Consider the following 13,913-nt stretch of genomic DNA (forward strand, 5'->3'; position numbering starts at 1 on the left):
TAAACAGCCTGTATCTTAGTGAGTATAAAAAAAAAAACGGCCTTTTACAAGCCCTCGTGTTGTTCCTTTTTAAAGTATAAGGAACCTCTCAAAATCTAAGCGTTTTTTTAGAGATGCTTTATCGGCCTTTTCTCCGAAAATTGACATTTCAGGCGAATCGCTGTACATTGATACAATGATTGCAGATAAAATAATTAAAGCCGTTTTCGGTTCACAGCACGAACGGGATATTAAAGCATTGCTGCCCGTTCTTCATCAAATAAATGAAAAAGAAGCATGGGCGCTCGCTCTTGCTCCCGAAGATTTTACGAAAAAGACCGCCGAGTTTAAGGAGCGGTTTGCAAAAGGCGAATCCCTCGATGCCTTTATCCCCGAAGCCTTTGCGCTTGCACGGGAGGCGGCTCGGCGTATTTTGCACGAGCGTATGTACGATGTGCAGCTCTTAGGTTCGCTGGTACTCCATTCGGGACGCATCGTCGAAATGAAGACCGGTGAAGGTAAAACCTTGATGAGTATCGCCGCTTCATACCTCAACAGCCTTTCCGGGAAGGGTGTACACATTGTAACCGTCAACGACTACCTCGCAGAGCGCGACGCCGATTGGATGCGTCCCGTCTACGCATATCTCGGAGTCAGTGTCGGCGCAATCCTTTCCAACATGGACAACGCCGCGCGGAAAGCTGCCTACAATGCGGACATTACCTACGGTACCAACAACGAATTCGGCTTTGACTATCTGCGCGACAATATGCAGCTTACAATAGAAGAAAAAGTGCAGCGCGGCTTTTCATTCGCGGTTGTGGACGAAATAGACTCCATCCTCATCGACGAGGCGCGCACACCGCTCATCATCTCCGGTTCCGCTGAGGACGACACTAGGCGGTATTTTGATGTCGATAAGCTCGTCGATCAGCTTGAAGAGGTTAAGAAAAATCCCGAAACCGGTGAATACCCCAACGAGCTGGAAGGGGAAGAGATTATCGGCGACTACACGCTCGACGAAAAGAGCCGTCGCGTGTCCTTTACCGATTCCGGTATGCTGCACATTCAGGATATCCTGCAAAAACAGGGCTTGATCAACGGCAGTCTCTTTGAAGAAGAAAATTTTGAATATATCCACTACTTTACGCAGGCGGTACGCGCCCACATCCTCTATCACATTGATGTTGATTATGTTGTAAAAGAAGGGCAGGTGCAGATTGTCGATGAGTTCACCGGGCGTATTCTTGAAGGACGCCGCTATTCGGACGGCTTGCATCAGGCTATTGAAGCGAAAGAGCATATCCGTATTGCTCAGCGCAACCGCACGATGGCGACTATCACTTTTCAGAACTTCTTCCGTATGTACGACAAGCTGTCCGGTATGACCGGTACGGCAGACACCGAAGCGGTTGAATTCAACAAGATTTACTCGCTCGATGTTGTGGTTATTCCGACCAACCTGCCGGTAATCCGCAAGGACGAACACGATGTGGTCTACCTGAACGAAGCGGAAAAATGGGAAGCGCTCTGTAACGAAATTGCCGAAGCGCATAAACGCGGACAGCCGGTACTGGTCGGTACGGTGTCTATCGAAAAGTCCGAAAAGCTTTCGGCGCTGCTCACCCGGAAAGGGGTTCGGCACGAGGTATTGAACGCCAAGAACCACGCACGGGAAGCGCTCATCATCGCGGAAGCGGGTGCAAAAGGTTCGGTTACGATTGCAACCAACATGGCAGGACGCGGTACCGACATCAAGCTCGGCGGCAGCCCCGAATTTAGGGCGCGCAGACGGGTAGGAACCGAAGCCGAGCCGGAAGTGTATCAAAAAATATACGAAGAAGAATACAAGAAGTGGCAAGAAGACTACAAGGAAGTTAAATCGCTCGGCGGATTGTATGTTATCGGTACCGAACGGCACGAAAGCCGCCGTATCGACAATCAGCTGCGCGGCCGTTCGGGACGGCAGGGCGATCCGGGGCGTTCAAAATTCTTCCTTTCCCTCGATGATGATTTGATGCGTCTGTTCGGCGGTGAAAATCTCAAGCGGGTGATGACAAAGGTCGGTATGGAACCCGGCGAGCCGATCGAACATCCGTGGCTCAACAAGAGTATCGAAAAGGCGCAAACCAAGGTTGAAGAGCGCAACTTCGATATCCGTAAGCATCTCCTTGAATATGACGACGTGCTGAACGAACAGCGCGGCTTTATCTATGAACAGCGCGATAAAATTTTGCAGGATGAAAATCTTGTTGAGCGCATTTATGCCACGGTAGAAGAATACCTCGATGATGCATTCGAGCAGTTCAAGCACGGTTCCCGCAAGGAAAAACCGGAAGAACTCAAGGAGCTACAAGCAAATCTCAAGGCAAAATTCGGCTACATTTTCAGCGATGAGGACACGAAGCTAGCCCATGCTGCCGACACCAGCGCCTTGCAGCAGAAAATCTACGCCGCGCTCAAAGCAAATATCGAAGAAAAGATTGCGCTTGCCGGCAATGAAAATCTTAATATGTTTATCCGCTACCAGTATTTACAGGCGATAGACCGTAAATGGCTCGATCACTTGGAAAATCTGGAAGCCCTGCGCGAAGCTGTCTACCTCCGCTCTTACGGTCAAAAAAATCCGCTTACGGAATACAAGCTTGAAGGTTTCGACATCTTCTATGCGATGCTCGATGAAATCCGCTTCTCCATTGCCTCCTTACTGGTATTGGTACGGATTAGCACCGAAGAACCTGCTTCGCGTACTCCCAACCGCCGCATCCCGCAAGGCTCCGCGCACCACAGCTCCATGGCTTCTTTCCGGCAGAGCAGCTCCCCGATGGGGTCAAGCAGCAAGCCGGAAAACGTCCAAGTAGTACGCACCGCGCCTAAAGTCGGCAGAAACGATCCCTGCCCCTGCGGCTCCGGCAAAAAATACAAGCACTGCTGCGGAAGGTAAGCAGCATAACGCCGAATCTGTATGATATGACCGGGACACTCTTTGGGGTGTTCCGGTTCCAATTTTATCCCTCTCCTGATTATTTTGAGGCAGCTTTTCCGGCACACCTGCAAAGCCGCCTTTTTGCTCTTTGTGTTCATAAATTATTCATAAATACATGCGATTCTATTCAGTAACAAGTTTGATGGTTTCTCAACCTTGTTATCAGGTACTGTACAGAGATGTGCAGCGCCCTATAGGAGGCAGTCCGCGGTCTTGGCGTCAGTGCCCTATAGACAGGATGGGATTTTGCTTTAGCTTGTTTAGTGAGGATAGGCCTAATCTGCCTGTTGATGAGTTGTTCCGGTGGGTATTTATAGTAGAAAGATGTCATTGGTTTAATCCGCGATAGTTTAGATTGCAAATGGGGTGTTCGTATGATATTATGAGGAAGGGTCGAAAAGGTGTTAGACCGACGCCTATCGGCGCAAAAGAAAAATATGTTCAACATTAATACGAAATACAATAAAAATTGCAAGACAAACATTAAAAAGGTAATAGATGAAATTAAGCAATATTTATTTGATAACAATGAAATGTATATTTCTTATAACGAAAATTATAATATTTCTGATTTATTAAACGATACAATAGATATAACTACAGTTGCCAATAACTTTTCTGCAGGCATTAACATATGTGAATTAATTTATAAGCAGATTTCTGATACCGAAAACTTCATGAATGAATTTAACGGAGCATTAGATGAGATTATTATAAAATCTATTGAAAATAAACTTGAATTATTGGATTATATTATATTCGACATTAGATCCTATATTACCAAAAACGAAACGATTATTTTTAAAAATCAAATATTAAGATCAAGAGTTCAAAGGACTAAAACTATACATAGTCGACAAATAATTGATACTGCATTAAATCTTCTTCTTGATAAGAATAAAAATGATTTCTTTGAAAGTATTCCTATCAGTCTTTTTTTGATTCGGCAATATATGGATATTAGAATTAAAGAATTACTATTTGGAAGGGACCATAATACTAGTAACAAAATCGATATTAAGCCAGGGTTAAAAAGACTGGAAATAGAAGGGAGAATATCAAATTTAGAATGCCAAAATTTAAGTAAAATTTTGAAAATAACTAATGATTATGCACATCATGGAATACTTCCTTACTATTGGATTGCATATGAATCTGGAAAATATACAAAAGAAGTTATGAGTAAAATAAATGCCTAACACCCACTTCAACCTGACATTGCGGACAAGCCGCAAATGCAGGTTAAGCGAATGTTAGATGGATGCCTACGGCACAAAAAGGGCTTAAAATGAGAAACTTGGTTTTTACTATTTTGGGATTAATTACTATGCTATTTACTTCATGCAATTATAAACAAATTGCAGACAGGTATATACCTAAAGAAGAGTCTGAGTATGGAAAAAATGTTTTAGAGGCTGTTAGGAGTAATGATTTTATTAGTGTTTCAAAAACATTAAATAAAAGCATAGCATCACAGGTAACCAAAGAAAAGCTTGAAGAAATAGCAAGATATTTTCCTTCTGAGAAATTAATAAATATAGAAATAATTGGATCACATGTTCATAAAATTAACAATGATTGGAATGGTTCATTCACTTTTGAATATGAATTTGAAAATTCGAAATGGGCTGTAGCAAATATTGTAGTTAATAAAAGCAATGATACGCTTTCAGTTACTGGATTTCATGTTTATTTAACAGAACGATCACAAAAGGAAATCAATCAATTCACGCTTCGCAATAAAAGTATTAAACATTACATAATTTTACTGTTTACTATTTTTTTTCTCATCTTTTCACTATATACTTTTATTGTTTGCATTCGTACTCCAATTGAAAAGAAAAAAGTGTTATGGGCTATTTTTACGCTATTAGGATTAACCTCAATAGGTATAAATTGGACTACGGGGCAGTTAAGTTTTCAATTATTGACTGTTCAATTACTATCAGCCTCTGCAACAGCAGCTAGTCCATATTCTCCATGGTTTGTATCATTTTCAATTCCAATTGGAGCATTAATATTTTGGATAAAAAGGAGTAGAATCAAGAGATTGAAAATTGATAGTATTGCAATAAACAATAATGAAGACATCTAACACCCGCTTCAACGCTGACATTGCGGACAAGCCGCAAATGCAGGTTAAGCGAATGTTAGACGGACACGCATTGGCGTGCAAGAAAGGAAAAAAAATGGAAAAAATAATTGATTTTTATGAAAAAAGAATAAAAATTATTCTAGGTATAATTCTTGGGGTTTGCATACTAAATTGTATTATTTGCATCTGTAAAGATATAAAAGTTTCAGAAACTTTATTAGGTTTTGGAATAAGTATTGTTTTTTTCTTTATAGCATGGGCAATGGTTTTTATCGTATTAGGTCTCCAGAAAATAAACCCGTTTTGTCCAAAATCTATTTTTAAGTTTTTTTGTTACTTCTTTATAATAGTAAGCACAATTGGTATTATTTTTGGAATAATAAATGATACAATTATTTGTTTACTAAAAAATAAAAACGATATGTTTCCTTTTGCATATTCTACATGCCCATTAGGTTTTGTTTACGGAAATATTTTTCTATATAGAAAAACTTTTGGTAAAGATAAAGAAATTGAAGTAAAAACAAATATCGAAATTACAGATGAAACTAAAAAGAAAAAAATTATAAAATATGTTGTAATATTTGGAATTGGTTTTATCGGTGCTATAGGTGCTATAATTGTATGCACCTCTATTTTTTCATTATTTAAAAACTCTGAGCCATATAAGTATTCAGTAGAACTTATTGAAAATAATCAGGATGCTATGGAATATCTTGGGGAAGAATATAAACTTCCAATTATAATTAGCGGTTCTATGAGTATGAATGGAAATGGAACGGGAAAAGCATCTCTTTCGTACAAAATAAAAGGGAAAAATGGTATTTCAAGAGTGTATATCGATGCTGAAAAGGAAAATGGAATTTGGAAATATAACAAAGTAATTTTTTATAAAGACAAAGGAAAAGCGGATTCAATAGATTTACTTTTAAATAAAGAATAACGCTTAACACCGTTTTCAAAGCCGACAACAAGGACAAGCCTTGTTGCAGGTTAAGCGAATGTTAGATTGACCTGCCTGAAGGCAGGCTCAAAAAAGTAGTTGTTTGAAAACACAAGTAAGAAATCAAAGCTACTTTTTTATGGAGGCATGGAGAATAACAGTCTGTACATTTACTTCGATCTAAAATAAATTTATAGGAGTAATGAATTACATTTTAGATTTAAAAATCTTGATACTGCATGGAAAGCCAGAGAAGAGATAAACAAAATAAGTAGTGGCTTGCCTGCAAGTGGAGGTTACGCCTCAGATTCAGTTACGCCTAATTTGAGTAGGATGGGGAAAGATTCTTCAGAGGCGGCAAGAAATGTACAGACAATTATAGATCGTTATGGCGGTGAATCCTGGTAAAGTACAAGAGTTAATGCGATAAAAATTAGATAGAATATTTAATAAAAGTTATTGACAGCAAGTTCTTAGTTTGTATATAGTATAAGTAAGGAAAGTAAGGAGCTGTTTTATGGAACTTGCAAAAGTAACCTCAAAAGGTCAGATTACCATTCCTCTTACAATAAGAAATTTGCTTGGATTAAAAACTGGGGATAAAGTCTATTTTGAAGAAAGTAGAGGAAAAATTTATATTACAAACGCCTCTCAAATAACTTTGTCAAATGCTCAAGATCAAATGCAAGGAGAAGCAGGAAAAGTAGGCTTTCAAACAGAAGATGATATTATTGCTTATATTAAAGAATTAAGGAAAGTACGTTGAGAGTTTTCGTAGATACAAATATCATTATTTCTGCGATACTTTTCCCTAGTGGTAAAACTGCTCGAGTTTTTTCCTATTTACTTGAAAAACATACAGTGATAATTTCTTCATACACCAAGGAAGAATGCGAAGAAGTTTTTAAAAGAAAATTTCCATTAAAAAGAGAACTGTTGGATATTTTTTTTGATGGAATTAGTTTTGAGGAATTTAATGGTCCGAATAAAATTGATGGAAAGCAATATCCGAAAATTCGTGACATAAAAGATTTACCGGTTCTTGCATCTGCAATTTTATCTGATTCGGATATTTTGATTACTGGAGACAAGGATTTTGAAGATGTAAAAATTGATAAACCATTAATTTTTACACCGACAAAATACTTTGACTTGATTGAAGAAATAATCTAACACCCGCTTCAACGCTGACAGTGCCTTTGCGGCAATGCAGGTTAAGCAGATGTTAGATGGATGCTTTCGGCGCACAAGATAAAAGGAGAATTTAATCTTGTTTGAGAAAATCAACGAATAAAAGTCCTTCGGACAATCTATTTATATATAAAACACTTACCTGTTAAGCGCACCCTTGAGTGTCGGATTCAAGGTTTAAAAAACGAAATCTGTTCTAGCGAGCCAGGCTTCTAATCACGGAAATCAGTTTTTGCCGTTTCATAGGTTTTGAGGCCGAAATCAGCAGAAAAATACTAAAAAAGTGCTTTGTTTTTTCTAAAAACATCATAGAAATGGTTAGATTGCAATATTATTTTTCAAAAATTAAGTTCCGTGGCTTTTAATTTTACCACAGTGCAAAAATATTCAAAATATGATATAATTCTGAGTATGAAGATTTATCTTGATAACTGTTGTTATAATCGACCATATGATGACCAAAATTATCTATCGATTTCACTTGAAACACAGGCAAAGTTGCTTATTCAATTACTTATAAAGGAAAAATGTCTAGAGCTTGCTTCTTCGTTTATTTTGGATTATGAAAATTTTTGCAACCCATATAGTGATAGAAAAATTGCTGTAAAGAATTTTCTGGATACCAATGTTTCTGATTATATAGGTAGTGAAAAATCGGAAGAAGTCATTACAAAGGCAAAAATAGTGATGGCAGCAGGTGTAAAAATGAAGGATTCTTGCCATATAGTTTGTGCTGAAATGATGAAATGCGACTATCTTTTGAGTACTGATAAACGTATGTTAAAATATAAGAGTGATACTGTAAGATTACTTAATCCGATAGAATTCATAGATTTGTTAAATGGAGGTAATGAAAGTGATGACTAAAATGATTGAACCACCGGCGACAATAGAGCTTCTTTCTCGTGGTATGGAATGTTTGGTGGAATCTTTGGGTATCGTTGATGCAGAATACTTTATTGCTGCTGTAAGAAGAGAACGTTTTGATTATACAAAATGGCAGCGCGATTATTTTGACAAGATAGATTTAAAAACTTTTGTTAATAATGCGAAAATCTATGCTCAAACTATGGGAAAGTAAAATCGTCTAACACCCGCTTTAACGCTGACATTTGTTGTGTCACGAAAGTTGCTTGGGCGGTAATTGCTAGCGCCGTTCAATACGCGAATTAAGCTGACTGCGAAGCTCAAAAGCCTAAAGGCTTTCTCCCTTCTTGCAGCCTATCCGCCGCCCCGTTAGGATGACGCTTTCGGCACAGGAGATAAAATGAAAAAAAATTTTATTTTAATTACATTAATGTTACTGTTGATTTCAAATATCTTTGCAGAAAAAAATATTATTTCTGTATTCAAAGATTCAAAAAATACAATTGATTTAAAAAAATATCTGGAAGACGGATTAAAAGAATTAAATATAGATATTACAAAAGAAATTCCAAAAGAAAATATATCTATAATAAATTATATTTTAAAATTTGCTTATGAAAATAATATTCATAAAATGAGAAATGAAAATGACAATGTAGTTTATACAAAAGAAACTGGTGAAGAAGCAGTTTTCAATAAAAATGGTGATTTAGTTACTAATGATTGGAATCAGGGTTCTTTCAATTATGGAAAATATGAGCAACCAATTAATAAGTTTTTACTTGATATATGGCCATGGTTAGTTTGGGGAAATACGAAAAATGATCCTACAACATTTGATGAAAGATTTTATTATTATTGTATGGATTTAGATCCTGGAATTCAGGAATATATTTTTTTAGAAGATAAATCACTATTAGAAAAAATAGAATATTCGAAACTAAAAGAAGAAGAAAAACTTGTATATCATTTTTTCAACTATTTATTCTTTAATGAAAATTTTAAATATAAATTAGATGAGAGAAATATTAAAAAGTATAAAAAGAGTGCAGAAAATTATTGGAAATATTTATCCCAGATAATGGAACTCAGTGGATATAAATAATAATGCCTAACACCCGCTTCAACCTGACATTTGTTTTGTCACGAAAGTTGCTTGGGCGGTAATTGCTAGCGCAATTCCCTTTTTATGCAACTTTCGCGCCAGCTTTGCTGTCGCTACACGCGACAGCAAAGGCACAAATGCAGGTTAAGCGGATGTTAGACCGATGCCTTACGGCACGATAAACTGTAACTTTGAAAAATGGTGTATATTTTTGTAAATTAAAGCTTAAAACCCAAATTAATAGCTTAGGCTCTTTGAGTAGAGCGATGTTTTATCATACTGACTAATTAAGTAAGAAAAACAAACTTTTATCTAAGAATCTTAAAACTTATTAAGGAAATTAACGAAATATAAGTCCTTCGGACGGTCATGGAGAGCCTTTTATTCACAATTAGTAAAATATATGAGAGTCAGGGATTCCACATTATAAATAAAAACCTATGAAATTTATGTTCTAAATCATCGAAACAGCTCTACGCTTGAAGATATAAAGCCATTTTACGATTAAAAGCTTTGTTTTTTTGTTACGTATAGCAATGGGGTCACTGCATTTTATCTGCAAAAGCTTATAATACGAAATTCCTGATATGAATGTTTAATCCACTTGACAGTTTATAAGTATTTTAAGATAATTATTTCGTAAAATATTACGAATATTAGAGGTATGTATGATTACTATAAAACCTGTTTCCGATTTGCGTAATTATAATGAAGTTTTGCAGGATGTTGCTGATGAATCGCCGGTTTTTCTTACTAGAAATGGCAGGGGATGTTATGCGGTGATTTCTATAAGAGATTACGAAAAATTGACGGCTACGAAAACTCTTTTTTCTGAATTGCAGAAAGGTGAAGAATCTGCTTTGCAAAACGGGTGGCTGGACACAACACAGGTCAGAAAAATGGCAGGACTTTAATGTTTGAGATAAAAATTGCTCCGCAAGCGGCAGCAGACTTACTTGAAATTAAAAATTATATCGAGAATGAACTTCAAAATCCCATAGCAGCACATAATACCATTTCAAAAATTATAGAAAGTTATGAAAATTTGACGTTCTCTCCAAATGGAGGGATTCCTGTGGAAAAATATGTTTCATTTCCTACCGATTATAAGTTTGTGCTTGCAAATAATTATTCAATATTTTATAGAATTGAAGACGAAGTTATAAGAATTGTAAGGATTTTGTATTCAAAAAGAGATTTTGTTCGTGTTTTGTTCGGTGATAAGACCAAATAGCGTCTAACATCCGCTTCAACGCTGACAACGCAGACAAGCTGCGTTGCAGTTTAAAACAATGTTAGGTGTACAGACCACCAAGCACGCAAGTATAATCATAAACAAATTTTACTTTGCAATATTCGTGCCAATTAATTTAAAACACGCGGTAAAGATGTCAAATAAGGAAGAGATGAATTATGTAATGAAAGCGCTGCGGTTTACCGCGTTTACTGCGAACGGCTGCAAAATTAAATTACAGTCGCTTATTGCAACATTAAACGTAAAGAAACTTTCCTCTCAATAATTCGAATTCCGTAAAACCGATTGCCGAACATTCCGGAGCGGCGACCTGTTTTTTTAATTATCAATGTGTTATTATAGTATCGTACTTCGATATGAAGTTTTAATAATTTTTTATACAACAAGGGGTATATATGAAAATCGGATTTGGAAGCGATCATTCGGGAGTTGCATTAAAACATATTTTAATGGAGCACGTTCGCAATAAAGGATATGAATGCGTCGATTATGGTGCGGCGGATTCAAAGGTTTCGGTAAACTATGCCGAATTCGGCTTAAAGGTTGCAGAAGCGATTAAATCGCACGAAGTTGAAAAGGGTATTATGGTGTGCGGATCGGGTGTCGGCATTTCTCTCGCCGCAAACAAAGTGCCCGGAGTGAGGGCTGCGGCGTGCAGCGAACCGTGTACGGCAAAGCTCGCCGTTGAACACAGCGACATAAACGCAATCGCCATGGGCGTATGTATCGTCGGGCCCGAAGAAGCAAAAATGATTGTCGATGCCTTCCTTGATGCCCGCTTTGAAGGCGGCGTCTACACGGAACGGGTCGACACTCTTTCCGCGATAGAAAGAAAATACGGCAAATAAACGCGGCGGCGAATCGGCGGCTTTTGCGGGCTCTATCGCAATGCGGCTTTTTCTATTTCCGCAGCCAGAATCTTTGCCGATGCCGAATTAAAATGAACGCCGTCTACGCTTGTGTTCAAACCTCGTGCTTTTGCGAACATGTCTTTACAAAACGGCAACAGCGTCATTATGACGGCATCTATAAGCCTGAACGCAAAACCGTGTTTCCACGTATAGGTGCGCTTGTCGGGTGGAAGCATTTCTTTTTGCAGTTCGTATATATCGATGAAAGAATAATTATATTTTTGCACCAATCGTTTGATAATGGCGTTTCTTTGTACCGTCTTTTCGTGCAGAAAATTTTTTAAGTTAATAAACGGCATTCCGAAAACGATTACGCGTTTATTTTTTTCGGAGCATAAGTGCAAAAGTCTGTCGTATTCGCGTTCAAAGATATCGTCGTTTTCTATGCACCGTTTTATTTTGCAGCGCAGATTCATTGTCAAAAACCAAAATAAAGAAAGGGGTTTTAAATACGGCAGCAGAATATCGTTTGTACCGATTCCGAGGATGAATGTATCGCCCCCGTGTCGGGGCTTATCGATTATTTTTTTGAGCCGGCCGTAAGCGCCTCTAAGCGTGTCGCCGTTTTTTCCTTTGTTTACGGCATGAATTTTTTTGTTTAAAAAATGAATATACGAATAGCCGACATTACCGAATGTTAAGCTGTCGCCGATACAGATGAGTCTCATCCCACGCTGATTATTGTTCGTCGGGATTCCGGCAAGGTATTGATACAACTGTGTGTGCAGAGATCGCATTTCGTCGGGCGCTTTCATCGAGTGCCGGTACATAAATAAATTTCCGAAGCGGCTTTTAAAAACTTGAGTAAAAATGGCTTGCAGGACCGGAGCCGGCAGCAGTCTCAAAAGGTGCATTTTCGGCGGCGAAAGTTTTACTCCCGAACGGTACAATTTTTGAAAATTGTTTTTTATTTGCCGTGCCGTATCATTCATAATGCCCGCTTCTTTCCAAACCGCTTCCGGATTTTCGGCTTTATAATACGCATCGGCAATCGGGACAACCAGCGCCAAGTGACACAGTTGCCAGACGTGCATGTCTTTTACGATTCGGTACGGCACGCCCGCCGTCTTAAAAACGGCTGCGAGTTTTTTCAACCGCTCCGACATCTTCCCGCCGATTTCGGCAAATGTCGTAGCCTGAATAAGAGGCGGTGTAAAGTCCGCTTTCAGCACGCCGTCTTCATAGCTGCCGCCCGCCCCCGGGAACGCAGGGATAATGCGCCCTTTGCCACACAGACTCTCCCAATCGGCATAAGGTTCAAGCGTATTGACCATCGTAACGATATTCGGGCTGCCATTCGGCCGGAGTTCTTCGAGCGCCGTATGCACTTGATTTTCTTTTACCGTTAAAAAGATAAAATCATAGATATCATCGTTTTGCAATGCACCGATAACTTTAACCTTTGCTTTATACTGTTTGCCGTTTTTTTCATACAGCAAGCCGCGCGTTTTCAATGTTTCGAGTTTTTTTCCTCTTGCGTACACTGTCGTGTCACAGCCTGCTTCGGCGAACGCGTTGGCATACAAACCGCCGATTACGCCTGCACCGTAAATTAAAAGTCTCATTTGTCGGTTGCGGTCTCCTCTGAATTGAAAATTATTCCACAAATAGATTTCAGTATAAAAAAGTAAAATATTGATGGAAACTCAACTGCTTTTTCCTTTTTGCATTTTATTTAATTCGGCGATATAATTTAAACCAAAGAGCTCAATCTCGTCTAACACTTTTCGAAACTGAGTTCCCAATTTACTCAAAGAGTATTCAACATGAGGCGGGACTTCGGCAAAGACTTTGCGGTCGATTAGTTTATCTTTTTCAAGCTGACGGAGCTGTCTTGTTAAAACAGTTCGAGTTGTTGTAGGCATTAATCTTTCGAGTTGATTAAACCTTTTTGTGCCCGTACTCAGATGATACAAAATTATAATCGCCCATTTTCCTTGCAATACTCTTTGAGTAGTAGCGAAGGGACACTTATCATACATCAACATTATAAAAACCCTCTAAAGTATTATATTTGATACTATGTATTATAAATGTTCGTACTTACAAAATCAAGACTAAAGACTATAATGATACTTAGAGAAGTGAGAAACTTCTAAATATTTACTGGAGGAATGTTATGAAACATGAAGTAATGAAGGTCTTTGATGCTTATCGAGATGCACTGGAAAAGGGCGATTTTGCGGGAGCTTTTGCAACAATGTCCGATACTGTTGTATGGCACATGGGAGGCGAAAGTTCGCTTTCAGGTACGATTATAGGGAAACAGGAGTTGGGTGAGCGTCTAGGAGAATTCGAAAAAAGGAGCGGCGGCACATTTAAAGTTATTACCAATTGGGCTGCAAGTAACGAGTGTTTTGTTGCTGCAAGTGTTGTTTCCGTAGCGGAGAGAGGAGCTGATAAGCTCAATGATCTGGGTATTGATCTATTCAAAATAGAAAATGGCAAGATACAAGAAGTATGGACTTTTGCCGAACAACAATCGGCAGAAGATAAATTTTGGGACAAAGGATAGAACTTTTATGTGTTATAGATTATCATAGGAAAATAAATAAAAGACATCTAACACCCGCTTTAACGC

At 38.2% G+C, this 13,913-nt stretch carries 16 protein-coding genes and 1 pseudogene; 14 read left to right on the forward strand and 3 right to left on the reverse strand.

The window, feature by feature from the left end; all coding sequences use genetic code 11:
- Positions 1 to 178: 178 nt before the first annotated feature.
- From secA to rpiB, 13 genes are all read left to right on the forward strand, one after another.
- Entirely contained in the window at positions 179 to 2,923 is a 2,745-nt protein-coding gene (gene secA, locus E4N66_RS01725; RefSeq protein ID WP_371922454.1) for a preprotein translocase subunit SecA, read from the forward strand.
- A 443-nt stretch (positions 2,924 to 3,366) separates the two neighbouring features.
- Complete coding sequence (locus E4N66_RS01730) at positions 3,367 to 4,164, forward strand: hypothetical protein (protein WP_253728725.1); 798 nt, start codon at positions 3,367 to 3,369, stop codon at positions 4,162 to 4,164.
- 62 nt (positions 4,165 to 4,226) lie between these two features.
- Positions 4,227 to 5,060: a hypothetical protein gene (locus E4N66_RS01735; protein WP_253728726.1), complete on the forward strand. Its 834-nt coding sequence runs from the start codon at positions 4,227 to 4,229 to the stop codon at positions 5,058 to 5,060.
- A 94-nt stretch (positions 5,061 to 5,154) separates the two neighbouring features.
- Positions 5,155 to 6,003, forward strand: coding sequence for a cytochrome c oxidase assembly factor Coa1 family protein (locus tag E4N66_RS01740; RefSeq protein WP_253728727.1), 849 nt, complete (start codon positions 5,155 to 5,157; stop codon positions 6,001 to 6,003).
- A 517-nt stretch (positions 6,004 to 6,520) separates the two neighbouring features.
- Positions 6,521 to 6,769, forward strand: coding sequence for an AbrB/MazE/SpoVT family DNA-binding domain-containing protein (locus E4N66_RS01745; RefSeq protein ID WP_253673130.1), 249 nt, complete (start codon positions 6,521 to 6,523; stop codon positions 6,767 to 6,769).
- Positions 6,766 to 7,176: a putative toxin-antitoxin system toxin component, PIN family gene (locus tag E4N66_RS01750; RefSeq protein ID WP_253728728.1), complete on the forward strand. Its 411-nt coding sequence runs from the start codon at positions 6,766 to 6,768 to the stop codon at positions 7,174 to 7,176. Before E4N66_RS01745 ends, E4N66_RS01750 begins: the two co-directional genes overlap by 4 nt.
- A gap of 429 nt (positions 7,177 to 7,605) precedes the next feature.
- Positions 7,606 to 8,061 (forward strand): hypothetical protein, encoded by a 456-nt coding sequence (locus tag E4N66_RS01755; protein ID WP_253728729.1) that lies wholly within the window; start codon positions 7,606 to 7,608, stop codon positions 8,059 to 8,061.
- Positions 8,051 to 8,275, forward strand: a complete 225-nt coding sequence (locus E4N66_RS01760; protein WP_371922443.1) for a hypothetical protein — start codon at positions 8,051 to 8,053, stop codon at positions 8,273 to 8,275. Before E4N66_RS01755 ends, E4N66_RS01760 begins: the two co-directional genes overlap by 11 nt.
- A gap of 186 nt (positions 8,276 to 8,461) precedes the next feature.
- Positions 8,462 to 9,166, forward strand: coding sequence for a hypothetical protein (locus E4N66_RS01765; protein WP_253728731.1), 705 nt, complete (start codon positions 8,462 to 8,464; stop codon positions 9,164 to 9,166).
- Between the two features lie 668 nt (positions 9,167 to 9,834).
- The gene (locus E4N66_RS01770) at positions 9,835 to 10,080 is read left to right on the forward strand and encodes a type II toxin-antitoxin system prevent-host-death family antitoxin (protein ID WP_253728732.1); all 246 of its coding nucleotides are present in this window, start codon (positions 9,835 to 9,837) and stop codon (positions 10,078 to 10,080) included.
- On the forward strand, positions 10,080 to 10,400 hold the full coding sequence (locus tag E4N66_RS01775) for a type II toxin-antitoxin system RelE/ParE family toxin (protein ID WP_253728733.1): 321 nt from the start codon (positions 10,080 to 10,082) through the stop codon (positions 10,398 to 10,400). The genes E4N66_RS01770 and E4N66_RS01775 overlap by 1 nt, the downstream gene beginning before the upstream one ends.
- A 154-nt stretch (positions 10,401 to 10,554) precedes the next feature.
- Positions 10,555 to 10,686: a hypothetical protein gene (locus tag E4N66_RS12980; RefSeq protein ID WP_256478211.1), complete on the forward strand. Its 132-nt coding sequence runs from the start codon at positions 10,555 to 10,557 to the stop codon at positions 10,684 to 10,686.
- A 130-nt stretch (positions 10,687 to 10,816) separates the two neighbouring features.
- Complete coding sequence (gene rpiB, locus E4N66_RS01780) at positions 10,817 to 11,269, forward strand: ribose 5-phosphate isomerase B (RefSeq protein WP_253728734.1); 453 nt, start codon at positions 10,817 to 10,819, stop codon at positions 11,267 to 11,269.
- A gap of 32 nt (positions 11,270 to 11,301) precedes the next feature.
- Here rpiB and E4N66_RS13060 read toward each other — a convergent pair whose 3' ends face one another.
- The 3 genes and pseudogenes from E4N66_RS13060 to E4N66_RS01790 form a co-directional block, all read right to left on the reverse strand.
- Positions 11,302 to 12,000 carry an SGNH/GDSL hydrolase family protein gene (locus tag E4N66_RS13060; RefSeq protein WP_371922455.1) on the reverse strand — a complete coding sequence of 233 codons (699 nt, stop codon included), beginning with the start codon at positions 11,998 to 12,000 and terminating at the stop codon, positions 11,302 to 11,304.
- A 15-nt stretch (positions 12,001 to 12,015) separates the two neighbouring features.
- Positions 12,016 to 12,897 (reverse strand): annotated as a pseudogene (locus E4N66_RS13065) (ketopantoate reductase family protein); the annotation flags it as partial.
- A gap of 81 nt (positions 12,898 to 12,978) precedes the next feature.
- The gene (locus E4N66_RS01790; RefSeq protein WP_253728736.1) at positions 12,979 to 13,320 is read right to left on the reverse strand and encodes a winged helix-turn-helix transcriptional regulator; all 342 of its coding nucleotides are present in this window, start codon (positions 13,318 to 13,320) and stop codon (positions 12,979 to 12,981) included.
- 131 nt (positions 13,321 to 13,451) lie between these two features.
- Between E4N66_RS01790 and E4N66_RS01795 the strand changes: the two genes are divergently transcribed.
- A complete protein-coding gene (locus E4N66_RS01795) occupies positions 13,452 to 13,847 on the forward strand; it encodes a nuclear transport factor 2 family protein (RefSeq protein ID WP_253728737.1) in 396 nt (131 codons plus the stop codon).
- Positions 13,848 to 13,913 lie beyond the last annotated feature (66 nt).

The organism is Treponema sp. OMZ 857 (genome assembly GCF_024181085.1).
Lineage (GTDB): Bacteria > Spirochaetota > Spirochaetia > Treponematales > Treponemataceae > Treponema.